The following is a 19,334-nucleotide window of genomic DNA, read 5'->3' on the forward strand; positions in this document are numbered from 1 at the left end:
CAATAGGCCTGACGAATTAGAGATGTTAGAGTTATAGGCATGAACAATAAGGAGTATCGCCCAACCCTCGCCCAGTTGCGCACCTTCGTCACGATTGCGGAGAACAAACACTTTGGCTCCGCGGCCGCCAAACTCGATATCTCCCAGCCTTCGCTCTCCCAAGCACTCGTCGCCCTCGAACAAGGCTTGGGCGTCCAGCTCATCGAGCGCTCTACCCGCAAAGTCATCGTGACGTCCACCGGCGAGGCGCTCCTCCCCTACGCCAAGGCAACGCTCGAAGCTTCCGATGCCTTCCTCAGCCAAGCCCACGGTGCAAGCGGTACGTTAACTGGCCCCCTCACCATCGGAATCATCCCCACCATCGCGCCCTATATTTTGCCGGGGCTGCTGAAATCCATCAGCGAAACCTACCCCGATCTAGAACCACGCTTCGTCGAGGAGCAGACTCAACACCTGTTAGACAAGCTGCGCGAGGGCAGCTTAGACCTCGCTGTGGCCGCACTGCCCACCGAGGCCACCGGGATGGTCGAGACTCCTCTCTATAGCGAATCCTTTACCGTCGTAACACCGGCAGGGCACCCGCTCGCGGGGCGCGAGGATCTCACGCTCGAAGAGCTTGCAGGCCTTGACCTTTTGCTGCTTGACGACGGCCACTGCCTCCGCGACCAAGTCCTCGACCTATGCCGTCGCGCCAAGGTGAACCCCTCCGAAGCCACCAATGCCGTCACCCGAGCATCATCGCTGACTACTATCCTGCAGCTCGTCATGGGGAATCTAGGCACTACCCTTGTCCCTGAATCAGCGCTCGCAACGGAATGCCAAAACCCGCAGCTTGCGGTCGCCCGTTTCGCCCCCACGGTAACGGCGGAGCGCCAGGTTGGACTCGTTTTTCGATCGTCTGCTGCCCGCGCTGATGAATTTCGCGCCTTTGGCTCTTTGGTCACCGCCGCCTTCCAGGACGCTGCGGAACGCTCCCGAGCCCTTTTCCCGGCCTCGTAATTCAAGCCCCCAACTCTGATGGCTTTTAAAACTACAACGCCGCCTTCGGCTTACCTCTGGTAGCCCGACCCGCCTCGGTAGGCGGTGGCTAAACAAGCGGAAAGCTTAGGCGGCGTTGCGTTATAGGTCTGGTTTAGACCTTAAGCTGCGGGAGCATAACGACCCTGGCACTGACGACACAGGTGCGCTGTCGCCAGCTGAAGGGCCGGCGCGATAATAATCAGAGCCAAGCCCAAGGTAATAAGGGACGCGAAACCCAAGAGGCCAGACAGGACAATAAACAGCAAAAGGTGGCTGTAGTTTTCCTTGCCCAGCTTGAGTCCCTGGGAGAAAGCCTCGCCGATCGAGGAGGTATCGGCTGCCAACCAGGGCATGAGGGTAAAGAAGGGCTGAATAAACAGCGCAATCAGCATCACTACAAGGAGCCCACCAAAGATGGAGCCAACGAGCGCGAAAACATCGCTCTGGCTGAGTTGCTCCGGATTCTGGAGATCCATCGAAGAGACTCCACCCAGGCCGACAACAAACAGAACGACGACCACGATGACGATGGAAATCGCGACAAGAACACCCAAAACAAGGTTCACTACGAGTGGCGGCACCCACCGGACCCCCTGGAACAGGGTTCCCCATGTGGGGCTCGGCTTATCGATTTCACGGTAGGCCAAACGATAGACGACCAGAGAAATGACAAAGGACAGGATGGACACCGCGAAGGAGAAGAGGTCCAACATGACGGAGGTCTCCGCCCCATCGGCGTTCTGCGCACCAACGCTGATTCCAATTTGTGGGACAAACTGAATAGCAAGCACGACGACGGCGCCCAGCACCCACAAAAGTGCGTTGCCGAGCGCGGCCTTGAATCCCCATTTGATCGCTTCGATAGCGCTGACTGGGCCCGTATAGGCCGGACCGGCACCTGGGCCGAGGCCCTCTTGACCGGAGCTATTCCCATAGCTCGCACCGGCATAACCCGGCTGGCCAGCATCGTACCCACCATAGGACTGAGAGCCGTAAGCTCCACCGCCATAGTTGCCATAGTTGCCATAGTTTCCGGATTGACCGAAACCAGCCTGGTCTTCTGGGTGGCTGGTGGGTTCATACTTTGGAAGTCCACCTGTGTTCCCGGAGGAATTACCGGGGCCGTTCTGCGGGTTGCTTCCGAACCCTCCGTTGGAGCCGTTGTCCTCCGGATTCGAACCAAAAGGATTAGTCATTGATTGTGCCCTTCTTTAATCATTGTTCACACAGTCACCACGAGGGTACCAATTTCTCTACCTGGACCTGTGAGCGAATAGCCTTCCGAGTAGACTTTTAGGTCAACTATGACTGCTACTCGCGAAGATCTTTACGGCGCTCTCACAACAGTTTCTTTGAGTGATGAGCGCGCATTCCGTCGCCGCCTGCGCAAGGCTCGCTCTCCTAAGGCCCTTGCTGCGATCCAGGCCGATATCACAGCCGCCCAAGACAAGGTGAGCACCATCGATGCCAACGTGCCGCCGATTACCTACCCCGAGCAGCTTCCCGTCACCGGACGCCGCGACGATATCGCCGCGGCGATCGAAAAGAATCAGGTAGTCATCATCGCTGGTGAAACCGGTTCGGGAAAGACCACACAGATTCCAAAAATCTGCCTGGAACTCGGCCGCGGCCGGCGGGGGCTCATTGGCCATACCCAGCCGCGGCGACTAGCAGCGCGTACCGTCGCCGAGCGCATTGCAGAAGAACTTGATCAGTCGATCGGGGAGACAGTCGGCTATGCCATTCGCTTCGATGACAAAGTCTCCTCCACCACCGCCGTGAAGCTCATGACCGACGGCATCCTGCTGGCAGAGATGCAGCGCGACCGTTTCCTCAATGCCTACGACACGATCATCATCGATGAGGCACACGAGCGCTCACTCAACATCGACTTCCTCTTGGGCTACCTCAAGCGGCTGCTTCCCAAGCGTTCGGATCTGAAGGTCATCATCACCTCAGCAACGATTGATCCCGAGCGCTTCGCCGAACACTTCGCGGACGCTGAGGGCAATCCTGCCCCCATCATCGAGGTCTCCGGGCGCACCTACCCCGTGGAGATCCGCTACCGCCCGCTCGAGGTCGAATCGGGTGGCAAGACCATCGACCTCGATCCTCTCGACGCCCTCTGCGAAGCCATCGAGGAGCTCATGGCCGAAGGCGAAGGAGATATTCTGTGCTTCTTCCCCGGAGAGCGCGATATCCGCGACGCCATGGAAGCCATAGAAGGGCGCCACTGGCGCAACGTGGAGGTCACTCCGCTCTTCGGACGCCTGTCCAACCAGGAACAACACCGCGTCTTCCGCTCGCACCGCGGACGGCGCATCGTGCTCTCCACCAACATTGCTGAAACCTCATTGACGGTGCCAGGCATTCGCTACGTCGTGGATACGGGAACGGCGCGTATATCGCGCTATTCCACGCGCACCAAGGTGCAGCGCCTCCCCATCGAGCCGATCTCCCAGGCAAGCGCCAACCAGCGCTCGGGCCGCTGTGGCCGCGTTGCGGATGGCATCGCCATCCGCCTGTACAGCGAGCAGGATTTCCTATCCCGCCCGGAGTTTACGGATCCCGAGATTCTGCGCACCAACCTGGCCAGCGTCATCCTACAGATGATTTCGCTGCGCCTTGGGGACATTGCTGACTTCCCCTTCGTCCAAGCCCCTGAGCCGAAGGCCGTACGAGACGGCCTACTTCTTCTGCACGAACTGGGCGCCCTCGAGGGCAAAGAAAAAGACGGACTACCTGTCCTGACCCGAATAGGCCGCGATCTTGCCCGCATCCCCGTAGATCCACGCATGGCCCGCATGCTGGTCGAGGCCAAGACTTCCGGGTGTCTCCACGACGTCATGGTCATCGTTGCTGCCATGACGATCCAAGATGTGCGCGAGCGGCCGAGCGACAAGCAAGCTCAAGCCGACCAGGCACATGCCCGCTTCAAGGATAAAACCTCCGACTTTGTGGCCATGCTCAACCTGTGGGACTTTGTCCAGGAAGCTCGCGATGAGATGAGCGGCAATGCTTTCCGCAAACGGATGAAGGCCGACTTCCTGCACTATATGCGCATCCGCGAGTGGTTCGATCTGGTGCGGCAGCTGCGGGACGTCGCCAAGCAGCTCGGGTGGAAAGCCCAGGAAAGCACAGAGCGTCGCCCCGATGACATCCATATGGCCTTGCTTTCTGGACTGTTGTCTAATATCGGCGCGCGTGATGGCAACTCTAAGGAGTTCATTGGTGCACGCAATACCCGCTTCCTCGTCTTCCCCGGATCGGCACTGGCAAAGAAACCGCCCGAGTTCGTCATGGCGGCTGAGTTGGTGGAAACGTCGCGCCTGTGGGCGCGCGACGTTGCTGCCATCGACCCAGCATGGGTTGAAAAGCTGGCGAAGGATTTGCTGAAGCACAACTATTCTGACCCGACGTGGTCGCGAAAGCGCGGCTCTGCGGTCGTCACCCAACGCTCGACGCTTTATGGCGTCACTGTTGTCGCCGACCGGACCGTGCCCTATCACCGCGTGGATCCTGAGGCAGCGCGCGATATGTTCATCCGTAACGCGCTAGTCGACGGCGACTGGACCACCCACCACCACTTCTTCCACGACAACAAGCGCAAACTCGCCGAGGCCTCCGAATATGAGGAGAAGGCCCGCCGGCGCGGACTCGTCGTGGACGAAGACACTCTCTTCGATTTCTACGATCAGCGCATCCCTGCGTCTGTCACCACCGCCCGGCATTTCGATTCCTGGTGGAAAAAGCAGAAGAACAAGCATTCCTTGGACTTCGACCCAGAAGCACTCCTTGAGGAGGACCACGATGTCACCGAGGATGCCTTCCCCGACCGCTGGTTGAAGGGAAGCATCGACTACGACTTGTCCTACAAGTTCGAGCCGGGAGACCCGCTCGACGGTGTCACACTCATGGTTCCCGTCCCGCTCCTCGCGGGGTTGGACACAGAAGGCTTCGATTGGCTGGTACCGGGCCTACGTCTAGAGCTCGTAACTGAGCTCATTCGCTCGCTGCCGAAGGCTCTTCGACGCACCGTGGTTCCGGCACCCGAGTTCGCTGAACGCGCGCTGCCCAAGCTCTTGCCCTATGAGGGCGCGCTCACCGAGCAACTCGCTGCGGTTTTGCAAGAGATGGGCGGCCAAGGCATCAATGCCGGCGATTTCCGCCCCGACCAGCTCCCTCCGCATCTGCGCATGAACTATGCCGCAGTGGACAAGCGGGGCAAGGTCATCGACTCAGACCGCAACCTGCAGGCTCTAGTCCAACGCCAAGCCGGCCACATTTCCTCCTCGGTCTCGCGCGTTGGCCGCGCCGCCGAATCCACTGCGGTCAAGGAATGGACGGAGGATACGCTCGGCGCCATCGATGAGGAAGTGGTAACCGTCGTCGATGGGCATGAGGTCACCGCCTACCCCGCGCTCGTAGCGACCAAGGACGGCGTGGCGCTCAAGGTCCATCCCACCAAGGCGGCTGCCGACGCCTCCATGATCACCACCACCCTAACCTTGCTGCTCCGAGAAATTACGGTGAATACGCAGCAGATGGTCAAAGGGCTTCCTCTACAGCAGCGGGTAGCCGTCGACTCCTACCCCCACGGCGGGGCGGAAGGACTTGTCAGCGATGCCCGGGTAGCCGCAGTACGCGACATCATGATGGAAAAGGGCGGCCCGGTGCGCACCCCCGGTGACTTCAATGCATTGCTCAACGCGGTCAAACCGGAGGTCCCGGGCAGAGTGCGCCAGGCAGTCGTTGCAATTGCGCCGGGCCTGGCAGAGTATTCCAATCTGAATGCTGAGCTGAAGCACTGGGAGGGGCTGGCCATCGATGATATTCGGGCCCAGCTCAATTTCCTGTTGCCCGCGCACGCCATCACCGTCCACGGGATCCAACATCTGCGCCATCTACCGCGCTATATCCAGGCCTCGCGCATCAGGCTTGAGGAAATGAACGTGGATCCGGACCGCGATGCTGACCGGCAGGCAGACGTCGACGAGGCCAAAGCCTATGTGGCCAATCGGTTGCGTTCCCTGCCTCCTGGCCGCGAAAAGACGCGAGAGGTTAAAGACATCTACTGGATGATTGAGGAACTGCGCGTATCGCTCTTCGCACAACGCCTGGGCACTGCCCACGCGGTGTCTTTGAGGAGAATCCAAAAGGCAGTGGATAAATTACGCTAAAAGCTATCGCGGTCGCGCCGACGCATGAGGCGGATTTCTGATTCAAAGTCGTCGGCGCTTTCAAAAGACTTATACACGGACGCAAAGCGCAGGTAGGCCACTTCATCGAGATCTCGCAGAGGTTCCAGGATGGCAAGGCCGATGTCATTGGCGTTGACTTGCGAGGAGCCGTGACTGCGCACGGTCTCTTCAACTTCTTGAGCGAGCTTCTTCAAAGCATCATCGCTAACGTCGCGCCCCTGGCATGCGCGTTTGACGCCTCGGATCAGCTTGTCGCGACTGAAAGGCTCAGCCAAGCCATTTCGCTTGACTACTGACAAGACTGCCTTCTCGATGGTGGTGAAGCGACCTTTGCACGCGGCGCATTCGCGACGCCGCCGGATCGAGGTTCCGCTGTCGATTACGCGCGAGTCAATAACGCGTGATTGTTCGTTGTGACAGAACGGGCAATACACAGTGCCGTATCCTTCCTTTCGACCAATGCGCACATGCTGCTGGCCCAAGGAATTCTAGCGCAAAGACACGACCGTCGTGGTCGAAGAGGTGCTCGCACTGTCAACCTCACTATCGATACTGAGGCCACCCCATACTGTGCCGATGAATACCGCGGCGCCAAAGACTGCTCCGAGCACATAGTTACCTACGTTCGACCGACTACGACGGCTGCCCGATGTTGCCCCGGCGGCCGAAACCTGGGAATTCACCGGAATTTCTGGACGGCACTGTGTTCTATCGTTTACGGCAAGAGTTCGAACACGAGACGGCCCATATGGAAGGTTGCGCGGGGCATCAGACGTGAGCGACCGAGACTGAGCGGGATCCCAGACCGCCGCTGGCGGCACTAGCACAGTCCGATTGCTAGACTTCTCGAGGGCCACCCCGCGCAGTACAGAGGCATTGTTTAATGCGATAGCCATGACGGTTCCTTTCTAGGTCTTCCTTATTCATTGAGACAATGCCCGAAGTGTACGAACCAAGCCCGACATCTTCGAACATCACCTTCGATCAACCGTTCGATTTGGTGTGTATGTTCGATTTATAGCAGGCCTTCGAAAATTTGTCCACACTCGGGCGGCGTTAGTCGAACATTTTTTCTTTCCGTGCTAAAAAGGGAAGCGGAAGTATCACCAGCAGCCCACTCCCACTTATGTCCGGCACGCCAAAGCCGCGCACATCAACTCTGCACATCCCGACAGTTCCTAGGAGCAAGAATGGCCCGCAATCCGAAGCGAAGCGACCACCCTTCCCTCGATTCACTTTCCCCTCGCCAACGCCGCATCTTGGAAGTAATCCATGACGCCGTAATGTTGCGCGGCTATCCGCCAAGCATCCGCGAAATCGGTGACGCAACAGGCCTCCAGTCCACCTCGTCCGTGGCCTATCAGTTAAAGCAGCTGGAAGAGAAGGGCTTCCTTCGCCGCGATCCAAACAAGCCACGAGCTGTTGATGTGCGCCATTTCCCCGGCGCCGACGACCCCAAAAAGCCCGGACGAAAGACCGGGCAGGCAATCGCACCATCGGGAACCTCCACCCCTGACGCACCCGAAGACGCCGCCACCCCAAACTACATTCCTGTTGTGGGCCGCATTGCTGCTGGTTCCCCCATCACCGCCGAGGAGAACATCGACGCCTACTTCCCCATGCCGGGTGAAATCCTAGGCAGCGGCGAACTATATATGCTGCAAGTCGTGGGAGATTCAATGCAGGATGCAGGAATCCTCAACGGGGATTGGGTTATTATTCGCTCGCAGTCTGTTGCAGAAGAAGGCGAGTTCGTAGCCGCACTTTTGGATGGCGAAGAAGCGACCGTGAAGGAATTTCACCGAGATTCCTCCGGTGTATGGCTCCTCCCCCACAATGACGCTTACTCACCCATCAAGGGCGATGAAGCCGAAATCATGGGCAAAGTAGTATCCGTGTTCCGCAAACTCTAGAAACCATCCACCTCAGCGCTCCCTCAGGCCTTCCCCGCTCCACACCAATCACCCACTCGGTGCGGGCGAACCGGACTGGGGGATTGTTTCTTTTTACCCCCTTGTGTGTGTACATGCCCGATTTCGACCGTTTTAGCGTCCGAGATCACACATTCGGATACTTGCAGTACAACCGTAGGTTTTAGTGACTAAGGCACGCGTTCGATGTGAGCTTTTCTTTGTTTAGTTCCGTTTTGTTCGCATTCAGTGGGACAATAGAAGTATCGCCACAACATCCGTTGTTCTTTTCGTTCACATGCCCCAGCCCCGTTTTCCTTCACCGGCGGGCGCAGTGACCACCACAGGCAGACTTCATTTGGAGGAACCATGTACGCAGAAGAGCGTCGCCGACAAATTGCGTCATTGACCGCTGTAGAAGGACGAGTCAATGTCACCGAGCTCTCCGAGCGCTTCGATGTCACCGCTGAGACGATTCGCCGCGATCTCGCAGTCTTGGACCGAGAGGGAGTTGTGCACCGAGTTCATGGCGGTGCAGTCGCCTCCCAATCCTTCCAGACCGCCGAATTCACCCTTGATACTCGCCAACGTTCGGCCACGGGCGCCAAAATGGCAATCGCACGCGCCGCACTGGAGCAGCTTCCCGACGGCGGCAGCATCTTTCTCGATGCCGGAACCACCACGAATGCGCTTGCCGATCTCATAGGCCAGCGCTACTCGGCCGGGCAATTCAGCATTGTGTCGAATAGTCTCCCGATCGCTCTTTCACTAGCCAGCAACGGGGTATCTGACGTCCAGCTGCTGGGTGGCACCGTGCGCGCGATTACCCAGGCCGTCGTCGGTGACACTGCGCTTCGCACCATGGCCCTGATGCGTGCCGACGTCGCCTTCATCGGAACCAATGCGCTAACCATTGACCACGGGCTCTCTACGGCCGATTCGCAAGAGGCGGCTATCAAGTCAGCATTCGTCACCAATGCACACCGCGTTGTCGTGCTGTGTGATTCATCGAAGTTGGGCAATGACTACTTGGTCAGCTTTGCATCACTCGATGAGATTGATGTCGTCATTACCGACGCCGCCGCCCCCGATTCCTACGTTGAGGCTCTGCGCGAGCACGGCATCGAAGTGATTGTCGCCGCGGACAAGTAGGCGCTTTCACCCATAGATCAATTCAGGAGGTGTGCACCCCGCATGATGAGGGCGCACACCTCCTGTGCAATTCAGCGCTCTAAGCGGACTGGTATTCCTCCAGCAGCGCAATCACTGCGGCACGAGCGTCCGCTGGGCTTTCGGCGTTGACAGCCGCCTCTGCCATCTTCTGGCACTGCTCAAGGCTGAGCTCAGCCAGCTGCGCACCGACGCCAGCCACCGCAGTCGACGCCGCCGACAGCGAAGTCACACCGAGGCCAGTCAACACGCAGGCAAGCATGGGATCAGCTGCGGCTTCGCCGCAGACGCCAACCGGAACGTTGTTATCGCGCCCCACCACGCAGGTGTGCTGAATCAGGCGAAGGACAGCAGGCTGCCATGGATCGGTCAAGTAGGCCAGCTGCGGCGACAGACGGTCCGCGGCCATGGTGTACTGCGTCAAATCATTGGTACCAATGGACACGAAATCGAGATGCGGCATGATGGTATCCGCCATCAAGGCTGCGGCGGGAACCTCAATCATCGCGCCGGCGGTCAAACCGCGCTCGCGGCACAGACCAGCGAACCATTTCGCTTCCACTGCGGTAGCCACCATCGGCGCCATAACCCACGTCGTAGCCCCATCTCCGCGCTTTTCCGCGGCCTGGGCGATAGCGTCGAGCTGACGAGTCAACAGCGCCTCGTTGTCGCGGGCGATGCGCAAACCACGAACGCCCAATGCGGGGTTTTCTTCCGAGTCCAAGGTGGCATAGGAAATCGGCTTATCCGAACCGGCGTCGAGCGTGCGAACGACGACCTTGGACTCCGGGAAAGCGTTGAAAACCTTGCCGTAGATGCGCGCTTGCTCCTCGACGGTCGGTTCCTCGCTGGCAGAGAGGAAGGACAACTCCGTGCGGTATAGGCCAATGCCTTCTGCCTGCGAGTCAGAGGCGATGCGGGCTGCGTTTCCGTCAGCAACGTTGGCCAGCAACTGCACGCGATGGCCATCCTTGGTCTGGGCTGGTCCCCGCCACTGGGCAACTCGTGCCGCCTTCTCACGGTATTCCTCCACGGCCTTCAGCGCGGAGGCACGATCTGCACCGAGGGACACCGATCCTACGGAGCCATCAACGAAGAGCTGGGTGCCTGCCTCAATCGTTCGCAGCTTAGCGCCCACTGCCACGATGCAGGGAAGATCAAGCTGGCGAGCAATAATCGCGGTGTGGCTGGTTGGCCCGCCAAGCTCGGTCACGAGCGCCTTGATGTGGGTGGTGTCCAAGGTAGCAGTATCCGCCGGGGCTAGATCGTCAGCCAGCAGTACAGCCTCCCCTTCGACCATGGGCAGACCCGGCTCTTGCTCACCGCGCAGCTGAGCAATCACTCGATCGCGCACGTCCTTGAGGTCCGTCGTGCGCTCAGCCATGACGCCACCGGCGGCCTCAAACATGGTGACAAACCTGTCCGTGGCCCCCACAACTGCATACTCGGCGTTCTTACCGCCGCGAATACCCTTGCGCACTGCCTTGTGCCAGCCTCGGTCCTTGACCATTCCGGCGGTTGCGCCAAGAACTTCAGCCGCTTGGCCTTCGGCCCCAGCTGCACGCTGTTCCAACCGGCTAGCAACCATATCTACCGCTTCGAGGAAGCGATCGTATTCGGCATCACGTTGCTCTTCCGCCACGGTTTCTCCAGCCGTGGGCAGTTCTGGGCGTGGGCGGACCCACACCGCCTCAGCGTATGCAACGCCAGCGACGACGCCGGTGCCTTTAATGATGGATGGGGATGCGTTTTCCATGACACATTTCCTTACGGAGACGATGTTTTCTCTTTCCAGATCATCACAAGTCGGCCAAAAATGCAACGAAACCCACAGTGATTCCATTGACATTCGGACACATACGGGCAATAATCAACATTAAGCAACATTAATTTCACGCTGACAACGGGCAATCCGCACCGAAGCTCTTGTTCACGCCGCTGAGGCGCGTTTGCCCCAAATATACGCACTCCGCGAAAGGGGACATTCTCCACGATGATCCTTACTTTGACCCCCAACCCGAGCATCGACGCCACCGTGCGCTTGAACGAGGAACTCGAACCTGGTGCTGTTCACCGCGCCGGATCCGTCTCCAGCGTTGCCGGTGGTAAAGGCGTCAACGTTACGCACGCGGTAACGCTCGCCAACGTCGACAGCCTGGCGCTGCTCCCCGCCGTTGCCTCCGATCCTTTCTTGGCCCTCGCGGCCGAGGCATCGATACCCGTGCAGGCCGTGCCCACTCACAGCGCGGTGCGCACCAACACCACTCTGACCGAGCCGAATGGCCGCACGACCAAGCTCAACGGCCCCGGCGCCACGCTCGATACGGACGTGCAGCAAGCCGTTGCACAGGAACTCGCAGAACACTGCGCCGACGCCGAGTGGTTAGTCATGGCAGGCTCTCTCCCCCAAGGCGTTCCCACCGACTGGTACACGCAGCTCATCCGGGTAGCCCGCGAAGCCAACCCTGATCTGCGCATAGCCGTCGATACCTCTGATGCGCCCATGGTGGCTCTCGGTGACAACCTCGAAGTAGCCAGCCCCGACCTCATCAAGCCAAACGGCCTCGAGCTGGGCCAGCTTGCAGGTGTCGATGGTCAGGCCCTTGAGGCCGCCGCCGAAGACGGCGACTTCAGCGGAGTGGTTGAGGCCGCGAGGGTCGTCGTCAAGCGCGGCATCCCCGAGATTCTTGTCACCCTGGGCAGCGCTGGCGCGGTGCTGGTCACGGCCAATGAAGCATGGGCTGCTACTCCCCCGCCGATTACCCTGCGCTCCACCGTGGGTGCCGGCGATTCTTCGCTCTCCGGCTATATCCTCGCCCGCCGCTCCGGCGCCTCGTACCCCGAGGCCCTGCGCCAGGCTGTGGCCTACGGTTCAGCAGCCGCAGCACTCCCGGGAACCCAGATTCCAACCCCCGAAGAACTAGATATCGAACACACGACGGTTTCTGCCGTCACCGACCTTTAGTAGTACTGAGGAGTACCTACCGATGTCATCACGACTCATCACCACCGACCTCGTGGCGCTCGACGCCGACTTCGGTGACAGCATCGAATCAGTCATTACCAATCTGGCCACGCTTGTTCACGACACCGGCCGCGCCACCTCCGTGGACGAGCTGGCAGGCCCGGCCATCGCGCGTGAAGCCAAAGCCGGCACCGGTGTCCCCGGCGGCGTTGCCATCCCACACTGCCGCTCTGCTGCCGTGTCTGAACCCACCCTGGCCTTCGCCCGTCTCTCGCGCGGGGTCGACTTCTCGGGCCCCGACGGGGACGCCCACTTGGTATTCCTCATCGCCGCTCCGGAAGGCGGCGGCAAGGCCCATCTGAAGATTCTCTCGAAGCTCGCTCGCGCGCTGGTGAAGAAGGACTTCCTGGAAGCCCTTCGAACTGCGAAGACCAAAGAAGAGATCGTCTCCCTCGTCCTCGACGTTGTCAACGCAGAAAAGCCGAAGAAGAAGGCTGCGGCCACCGAATCAGCACCCACTGCAGGTGCGAGTGCAGCGGCAGCGGCTCCTGCTTCGAGCAAGGCTGCAGAGTCGAAGAAGACGCGCATCGTGGCCGTCACCGCATGCCCGACCGGCATTGCTCACACGTACATGGCTGCCGACGCCCTCACCCAAACCGCCGAGGAACGCGACGACGTCGAGCTCACCGTGGAGACCCAGGGGTCCTCCAACAACACCTCTGTTTCGGCAGACACGATTGCGGCTGCCGACGCCGTGATTTTCGCTACCGACGTGGGCGTTCGTGACCGTGAGCGCTTCGCCGGCAAGCCGGTCATCGAATCTGGCGTCAAGCGCGCCATCAACGAACCGGGCGTGATGATCGATGAGGCCATCGCCGCCTCGAAGAACCCCAACGCGCACAAGGTGGCAGGAACTGCCGGCGCTTCCTCCTCTAGCGCTGAGGAAGATGGCCAGGGTCTGGGCTGGGGCAAGCGTATTCAGCAAGCCATCATGACCGGCGTTTCTTACATGGTTCCGTTTGTTGCCGCGGGCGGCCTCCTCCTGGCACTGGGATTCCTCTTCGGCGGATATGACATGGCTAATGGGTGGCAGGCCATCACCACCGACTACTCGCTGACCAACTTGCCGGGCCATGACGTCATGGTCGACGGCGAAATGATGACCTTCAAGAAGGCAGGGTTCGCCCTGTACATCGGCGCCGTGCTCTTCGCCATCGGTCAAGCATCGATGGGATTCATCGTCGCGGCGCTCTCCGGCTACATCGCCTTCGCGCTGGCAGGCCGCCCAGGCATCGCGCCGGGCTTCGCGGGTGGTGCCATTGCCGTGACTCTCGGCGCTGGCTTCATCGGCGGTCTCGTCACAGGTCTCATTGCTGGCTTTGTTGCGCTGTGGATTGGCAAGTGGAAGGTACCGCGTTGGATCGGCTCCCTCATGCCTGTCGTTATCATCCCGTTGCTCGCCACGATGATCACTGGCCTGCTCATGTACCTGCTTCTCGGTGCCCCGCTGGCCGCCATCATGGAGGGCCTGCAGAACTGGCTGTCCTCGATGTCTGGTTCCTCCGCTGTCCTTCTGGGCATCATCCTCGGCCTGATGATGTGCTCCGACCTGGGTGGCCCGGTCAACAAGGCTGCCTACCTCTTCGCCACCGCTGGCCTGTCCACGGGCGACGAGGCCTCCATGAAAATCATGGCCGCCGTCATGGCCTCCGGCATGGTTCCGCCGATTGCGCTGTCGATCGCTACCTTCGTACGCAAGAACCTGTTCACGCCTGCGGAGCAGGAGAATGGTAAGTCCGCGTGGCTGCTGGGCCTGTCCTTCGTCTCCGAGGGCGCCATTCCGTTCGCTGCCGCCGACCCGCTGCGTGTCATCCCTTCGATGATGCTCGGTGGCGCGGTCACTGGTGCGCTGTCGATGTCCCTTGACGTCATGTCTCGCGCCCCGCACGGCGGAATCTTCGTTATCTTCGCCATCGAACCTGCGTGGGCGTACTTCGTGGCCATCCTTGCCGGCGTCATCGTGTCCACCATCGCGGTCATCGCGATGAAGCGATTCTGGCCCAACAAGGCTGCTGAAGAGGCTGCAGCAAAGGCCGACATGGCCAAGGCTGCCGCCTAACCCTTAACCCGCGTACACTTGTAAGCACGAAATACCGTAATTCGAAAGGATTATCATCATGGCTTCTAAGACCGTCAAGGTTGGTTCCTCCGTCGGACTGCACGCACGTCCGGCCTCCATCATCGCAGACGCTGCCGCTGAGTTCGATGAGGACATCTTCCTCACCCTCGTTGGCGATGAGGACGAGGATGAGACCGATGCTGCTTCCTCCCTCATGATCATGGCTCTCGGCGCCGAGCAGGGCGACGAAGTCACCGTGACCTCCGAGAACGAGGCAGCTGTCGAGAAGATTGCTGGCCTTATCGAGCAGGACCTCGACGCTTCCTAAAGCACTTTCCGTTTATAGAACGGCAGCTCCCGCTTCCCTCTTTGATGAGGGTGGCGGGAGCTTTTCGTTGCTTGGTTGTCTAGCAAATGGTTCTAGTCATCGGGCTCTACTCAAACGGTTTTGCTGGGGGGCAAGGAAACCATATAGAGGTGCCTAGAAGGTTCACTTGACCCCAAGAAAACCTTCTGACCCGAACCATGTGAGTAGAACCATGTGGATGCGCTGCCTCATACCGCAGAGGGACCGAAGTACAAGCACCTTATGCAGATTTCTGCACACATTCACCTGGGGTTTTGCGTAAATACGCGTCCAGAAGGTGCCTTTACTCCGGTCCCTTATCCTCGCTAATCGGCGGAAGCGCCTCTAGTACTTCGCGCCGCGTCCCTCACCAATGGTGCCGTAGAGCTTCTTCATCACCGGGTAGAGCACGATGATGCCAACCGAGCCCCAGGCAATACCTTCCAGCGTCACTCCGAAGACGTCGAGGGTGAGGTTGCCAATGCCTGCGATGAGCGCCACTGCCGCCGCAGTGAGGTTCACCGGGTTGTTGAAGTTGACCTTGTTGTCCATCCAGATGCGCACGCCAAGCATGCCGATGAGGCCGTAGAGGACGATGCAAGCACCACCCAGCACGCCGGTGGGGATGGTGAAGATAAGCGCGCCAAACTTCGGGATGAAAGCCAGCGCGATAGCGGTAACAGCAGCCACCCAATAGGCGGCCGTCGAGTAGACGCGGGTGGCGGCCATGACGCCAATGTTCTCCGCGTAGGTTGTGGTGCCGGAACCACCGAAACCACCGGCCAGGGAGGTAGCCAGGCCGTCCGCGATGAGAGCATCGCCAGCGAGATCATCGAGGTCGCGCTTGGTCATCTCAGAGACCGCCTTAACGTGGCCGACATTTTCAGCAATCAGAACGACCAACACCGGAAGTGCTGCCGCGATGGCTGAAACGTGGAACTCCGGCGCATGGAACTGCGGGAAGCCAATCCAAGCCGCCTCGCGGATAGACTCCACCGCGCCCTCACCGAGGTTGCCCGTGGCGGCCGCGAAAGCCCAGCCGACGACGACACCAATCAGAATCGACAGACGCGAAACCATGCCCCGCCCAGCGACAGTGGCGAGGATGATGACCGCCAGCGTCACCGTGGCAACCAGCGGCTGGCTCGAATAGTTGGTGGCTGCATTGGGAGCCAAGTTGAGGCCGATCAGCGCAACAATGGCACCGGTGACGGCCGGCGGCATGACAGCGTCGAGGACCTTTCGGCCCGCCGCCTTCACCGCGAGACCAATGGCCACCAAGACCAGGCCAGTCACGAGGACGGAACCTGCCTGCGCGCCAATGCCGTACTGCTGGGAGGCGCTCAGCGGCGCAATGAACGCGAATGAGGAGCCCAGGTAGGAAGGCAAGCGGTTGCGGGTAATCAGGAGGAACAGAATCGTTCCCAAACCCGAAAACAGCAGCGTCGTGTTGACCGGGAATCCGGTCAGGGTGGGCACGAGCAACGTCGCACCAAACATGGCCACCACGTGCTGCATGCCGATGCCGATGGTGCGGCCCCAGCTCAATCGTTCTTCGGGTGCGACAACCGCGCCCGGCTTAATCGTCTTTCCGTCCCCGTGGACGGCCCAGCCAAAACTACTCACGAGCCTTAATTATGGCTCACGCGAGCACCGAAACCTAAGCGTCTTGGTCAGAAACTCGAAATTCTTTGAGCTCGGCGGCGACGGAAGCTGGCAGGCGGACGTCGACAAGCGTGCCCTCCCCCGTGTAGTCCTCGCCGCGCACGGTGCCTTGGGTGTGGATGCGATCGATCACGTCCCCGCGGGTAAACGGCACGAGAAGCCGCACGTGTTCATCCTGAGAGTTGAGGAACAGCTCCACGCGCGTGGTGAGCTCATCAATGCCCTCCCCCGTCTTGGCGGAGACATACACAACGTTGTCGCGGTCGAGGACGTGACGCAGTTCCGCCAGCACCAGCGGATCGGCCTGGTCAATCTTATTGATCACGACGATCTCCGGCGGTGCCTCCTCACCGGTCTCCTTCACGATGTCATAAATGACCTGGTTGACGGCCTCAATCTGCTTCAGCGGGAAGGGATCCGACCCGTCCACCACGTGCAGCATCAGGTCTGCTGCGAGGACCTCCTCCAAGGTGGACTTGAAGGCTTCCACCAACTGCGTGGGTAGATGGCGCACGAACCCAACGGTATCGGTGAAGACGACCTGGCGGCCATCGGCAAGCTCGGCGCGGCGAGTGGTGGGATCCAAGGTCGCGAAGAGCGCGTCCTCCACCAGCACGCCGGCACCCGTCATTGCATTAATGAGGGAGGACTTGCCAGCGTTGGTGTAGCCGGCGATGGCGATCTGAGGGATCGTCGATGACGCACGGCGCGAACGCTTAATCTCACGTGCCGTTTTCATCGCCTTAAGCTCCTTGCGAAGCAGGGCCATCTGCGTGCGGATGCGGCGGCGGTCCGTCTCAATCTTGGTCTCACCCGGACCACGCAGGCCCACGCCACCGTTGGAGCCGGCGCGGCCGCCCGCCTGGCGCGAGAGGTTTCCACCCCAACCACGGGTATGGGTATAGAGGTATTCCAGCTGCGCGAGCGAGACCTGGGCCTTGCCTTCCTTGGACTTGGCGTGCTGCGCAAAGATATCCAGGATGAGCATGGTGCGGTCAATGACCTTGGTGTTGAGCGCACGCTCCAAGGCAGAGAGCTGGCCTGGGGTTAGCTCGCCATCGCACACCACGGTATCCGCGCCAGTAGCAGCCACGATGTCCTTGAGCTCGTTCACTTTGCCCGAACCGATATAGGTGCCCGGATCCGGTTTATCGCGCTTCTGGTACAAGGCTTCGACGACTTCGGCTCCCGCGGTTTCCGTCAGGGCGGCTAGCTCCGCCATCGTAGCCTCGACCTCGGCCACGGTACCTTCGGTCCACACTCCCACGAGCACCACTTGCTCAAGGCGCAGCTTTCGATACTCCACCTCGTAGCCATCGGTGGTGTCTTCCGCGCGGATGGTGGTCTCACGGTTTACTCGCCGGAAGGCGTTGCGCTCCGCAAGGTCGAGATCACCGGTAGTTGGCTCCTGTGATTTGGGCGCGGGCTCACCAAAAGCCTGCGCGAGGAGATCATCATGGGTTTCTTTTGTCATATGCTCCCTATTCTTGCACGTTGCCGCTCTCAACTGGGAATCTCCGCTTCCTGTTCCCACGAACTGCCGCAGCGCGGTGACGTATCAGCGATGGTTTTTGAGTCCCCTCTGCGACAGATACAATGGTGCACATGACCGTGAAAGAAACCTCCCACCCAGAGATGCAGGCCATCGGCCTTAACTACGAGCGCTGGCAGGACGCCGTCGAGGCAGCCATTTCCACCAATCAACTGGCAGTGACCGGGGAGGTTCGCGGGGGACAACTTATCCAGTTCGCGGATCCTTCCGGCGCGCAACTCAATATCCTCGCCGTCGAGCCTTTCGCCACCTTCATTGGTTTCGAGGGCGTTACCCAGGGCTTCGCCCACGTGTCGATGATTAATGATGTCTTGGCTTTCCTGGAGATCATTGATCCTTTCGGCAACGTGCTCGCGCAGGCGACGGCAAATCTGGCGCAGGGCCCGCTCCTCGCTGACGAAGACACCCAGCAGTGGCAGCAAGTAGAGCTCACTGCGATGGGTCTCAACGTCTCCGCATTCGACAGCACAGATGCCTACGAAGCAGCGAAAGGAAGCTACCCGGCCACGTTTGAGTCCGCGGGCGCGGACATTGTCGCGGCTGGCTCCGGCGCCGAAACCCCCACCCCGGGCTGCAACTTTGCAGCACGGGTCATGGAATCCGAGTGGCGCCACAACCAGCTCACCGGTGAACGCTTCATGCATCTGGTCATGGATGGTGCGTTCCCCTTCGATCTCTGCTTGCCCGAGAGCTTTGGAGACCTCCCGGTAAAGGATTCCGTTCTTGCGGGTTCGGCAATGCTGACCGCCTCGATCGCGCTGCCTACCGGCGGCTGCGGCGGCGAAGGCGGGTGCGCCTGCGGCTCCGGCGGCTGCGGCGGTCACTAGAACTTCCGTAGAGTAGTTCACATGAGTTTTTCCGCATCTCAGCGTCGCGGCCTTGCGCTGCTTCTCGCCGTGGTTACCGCTGCGGTGTTGATTCTGACGCTGAAGCTGCCGGGGGTTATCCTCGCCGCGTTTGTGTGCGCAGCGCTGTGGCTCTTTGCCGACGCCCGCCCCAACGCCTCTGAACATGCGGCACTGCGGGCTTCTATTGCGCTCACGGTGGAGGACATCACGGGAGTGCTTGAGGATTACGCGACGTTTGCCACGAGCGACGACGCAGAGTCCCTCGCCGACCGCACGTTGCACCGCCCGGCGCTTGTCGACGCCGACTGCGCCAACCCCGCCATCGAAGCGTTCCACTACGAGATGCATGGCGCGCAACGCTTCTTACGCCGCCTCGACGCTCGAGTAAACTCGCCGAATGCCGAGACAAGTGAGCTTGAATCCCTGCTCAAGGTAGCCGATGAACGCGCCGCCGAGCTCAAAGAAGCCTGGCTCGCCGCCCGCCGCGCCGCCTTGGCCTTGGGAACCAATTACGAAAAGGAGGACGGACGCTAAACAC

General features: G+C 60.2%; 14 protein-coding genes. 9 read left to right on the top strand and 5 right to left on the bottom strand.

All coding sequences use genetic code 11. The features are described 5' to 3' along the window. Positions 1-39 precede the first annotated feature (39 nt). On the top strand, positions 40-999 hold the full coding sequence (locus ACUY3D_RS04525) for a hydrogen peroxide-inducible genes activator (RefSeq protein ID WP_448240401.1): 960 nt from the start codon (positions 40-42) through the stop codon (positions 997-999). Positions 1,000-1,139: 140 nt separating this feature from the next. Here the strand turns inward: ACUY3D_RS04525 and ACUY3D_RS04530 are convergent, their stop codons facing one another. Next, positions 1,140-2,216: a hypothetical protein gene (locus tag ACUY3D_RS04530; protein WP_070683420.1), complete on the bottom strand. Its 1,077-nt coding sequence runs from the start codon at positions 2,214-2,216 to the stop codon at positions 1,140-1,142. A gap of 108 nt (positions 2,217-2,324) precedes the next feature. Here ACUY3D_RS04530 and hrpA point away from each other — a divergent pair, with 108 nt between their 5' ends. Then, positions 2,325-6,200, top strand: coding sequence for an ATP-dependent RNA helicase HrpA (gene hrpA, locus ACUY3D_RS04535; RefSeq protein ID WP_448240402.1), 3,876 nt, complete (start codon positions 2,325-2,327; stop codon positions 6,198-6,200). On the opposite strand, the gene nrdR is transcribed toward hrpA, so the two are convergent. Beyond that, positions 6,197-6,655 (bottom strand): transcriptional regulator NrdR, encoded by a 459-nt coding sequence (nrdR, locus tag ACUY3D_RS04540; protein WP_010190258.1) that lies wholly within the window; start codon positions 6,653-6,655, stop codon positions 6,197-6,199. The two genes, hrpA and nrdR, sit on opposite strands and share 4 nt — an antisense overlap. A gap of 756 nt (positions 6,656-7,411) precedes the next feature. On the opposite strand from nrdR, the gene lexA reads away from it, so the two are divergent. Next, entirely contained in the window at positions 7,412-8,134 is a 723-nt protein-coding gene (gene lexA, locus ACUY3D_RS04545) for a transcriptional repressor LexA (protein WP_070531375.1), read from the top strand. Between the two features lie 366 nt (positions 8,135-8,500). Next, on the top strand, positions 8,501-9,283 hold the full coding sequence (gene sugR, locus ACUY3D_RS04550; protein ID WP_070524475.1) for a transcriptional regulator SugR: 783 nt from the start codon (positions 8,501-8,503) through the stop codon (positions 9,281-9,283). A gap of 79 nt (positions 9,284-9,362) precedes the next feature. On the opposite strand, the gene ptsP is transcribed toward sugR, so the two are convergent. Beyond that, a complete protein-coding gene (ptsP, locus tag ACUY3D_RS04555) occupies positions 9,363-11,057 on the bottom strand; it encodes a phosphoenolpyruvate--protein phosphotransferase (RefSeq protein WP_070524477.1) in 1,695 nt (564 codons plus the stop codon). Between the two features lie 237 nt (positions 11,058-11,294). Here ptsP and ACUY3D_RS04560 point away from each other — a divergent pair, with 237 nt between their 5' ends. The 3 genes from ACUY3D_RS04560 to ACUY3D_RS04570 are packed head-to-tail and all read left to right on the top strand — an operon-like array spanning position 11,295 to position 14,713. Continuing rightward, the gene (locus ACUY3D_RS04560; RefSeq protein WP_448240403.1) at positions 11,295-12,266 is read left to right on the top strand and encodes a 1-phosphofructokinase family hexose kinase; all 972 of its coding nucleotides are present in this window, start codon (positions 11,295-11,297) and stop codon (positions 12,264-12,266) included. Positions 12,267-12,288: 22 nt separating this feature from the next. Next, positions 12,289-14,385: a PTS fructose transporter subunit IIABC gene (locus ACUY3D_RS04565; protein WP_448240404.1), complete on the top strand. Its 2,097-nt coding sequence runs from the start codon at positions 12,289-12,291 to the stop codon at positions 14,383-14,385. A gap of 58 nt (positions 14,386-14,443) precedes the next feature. Then, positions 14,444-14,713, top strand: a complete 270-nt coding sequence (locus ACUY3D_RS04570) for an HPr family phosphocarrier protein (protein WP_010190265.1) — start codon at positions 14,444-14,446, stop codon at positions 14,711-14,713. Between the two features lie 363 nt (positions 14,714-15,076). On the opposite strand, the gene ACUY3D_RS04575 is transcribed toward ACUY3D_RS04570, so the two are convergent. Together ACUY3D_RS04575 and hflX are read right to left on the bottom strand one after the other, a co-directional pair. Beyond that, complete coding sequence (locus tag ACUY3D_RS04575) at positions 15,077-16,357, bottom strand: uracil-xanthine permease family protein (protein ID WP_070531384.1); 1,281 nt, start codon at positions 16,355-16,357, stop codon at positions 15,077-15,079. A 34-nt stretch (positions 16,358-16,391) separates the two neighbouring features. Then, entirely contained in the window at positions 16,392-17,870 is a 1,479-nt protein-coding gene (hflX, locus tag ACUY3D_RS04580; RefSeq protein ID WP_070686213.1) for a GTPase HflX, read from the bottom strand. Positions 17,871-17,992: 122 nt separating this feature from the next. Between hflX and ACUY3D_RS04585 the strand changes: the two genes are divergently transcribed. Both ACUY3D_RS04585 and ACUY3D_RS04590 read left to right on the top strand, forming a co-directional pair. Continuing rightward, complete coding sequence (locus ACUY3D_RS04585; RefSeq protein WP_448240405.1) at positions 17,993-18,775, top strand: hypothetical protein; 783 nt, start codon at positions 17,993-17,995, stop codon at positions 18,773-18,775. Positions 18,776-18,796: 21 nt separating this feature from the next. After that, positions 18,797-19,330: a hypothetical protein gene (locus ACUY3D_RS04590; RefSeq protein ID WP_070524492.1), complete on the top strand. Its 534-nt coding sequence runs from the start codon at positions 18,797-18,799 to the stop codon at positions 19,328-19,330. The last annotated feature ends 4 nt before the right edge of the window (positions 19,331-19,334 follow it).

It is taken from the genome of Corynebacterium guaraldiae (assembly GCF_053480195.1).

Bases quoted from the DNA above. Each gene is read 5' to 3' on its own strand.
- ACUY3D_RS04570 (WP_010190265.1), top strand. From the start codon at position 14,444: ATGGCTTCTAAGACCGTCAAGGTTGGTTCCTCCGTCGGACTGCACGCA.
- ACUY3D_RS04530 (WP_070683420.1), bottom strand. From the start codon at position 2,216: ATGACTAATCCTTTTGGTTCGAATCCGGAGGACAACGGCTCCAACGGA.
- sugR (WP_070524475.1), top strand. From the start codon at position 8,501: ATGTACGCAGAAGAGCGTCGCCGACAAATTGCGTCATTGACCGCTGTA.
- ACUY3D_RS04590 (WP_070524492.1), top strand. From the start codon at position 18,797: ATGAGTTTTTCCGCATCTCAGCGTCGCGGCCTTGCGCTGCTTCTCGCC.
- ptsP (WP_070524477.1), bottom strand. From the start codon at position 11,057: ATGGAAAACGCATCCCCATCCATCATTAAAGGCACCGGCGTCGTCGCT.
- ACUY3D_RS04565 (WP_448240404.1), top strand. From the start codon at position 12,289: ATGTCATCACGACTCATCACCACCGACCTCGTGGCGCTCGACGCCGAC.
- hrpA (WP_448240402.1), top strand. From the start codon at position 2,325: ATGACTGCTACTCGCGAAGATCTTTACGGCGCTCTCACAACAGTTTCT.
- ACUY3D_RS04525 (WP_448240401.1), top strand. From the start codon at position 40: ATGAACAATAAGGAGTATCGCCCAACCCTCGCCCAGTTGCGCACCTTC.
- hflX (WP_070686213.1), bottom strand. From the start codon at position 17,870: ATGACAAAAGAAACCCATGATGATCTCCTCGCGCAGGCTTTTGGTGAG.
- lexA (WP_070531375.1), top strand. From the start codon at position 7,412: ATGGCCCGCAATCCGAAGCGAAGCGACCACCCTTCCCTCGATTCACTT.
- ACUY3D_RS04560 (WP_448240403.1), top strand. From the start codon at position 11,295: ATGATCCTTACTTTGACCCCCAACCCGAGCATCGACGCCACCGTGCGC.
- ACUY3D_RS04585 (WP_448240405.1), top strand. From the start codon at position 17,993: ATGGTGCACATGACCGTGAAAGAAACCTCCCACCCAGAGATGCAGGCC.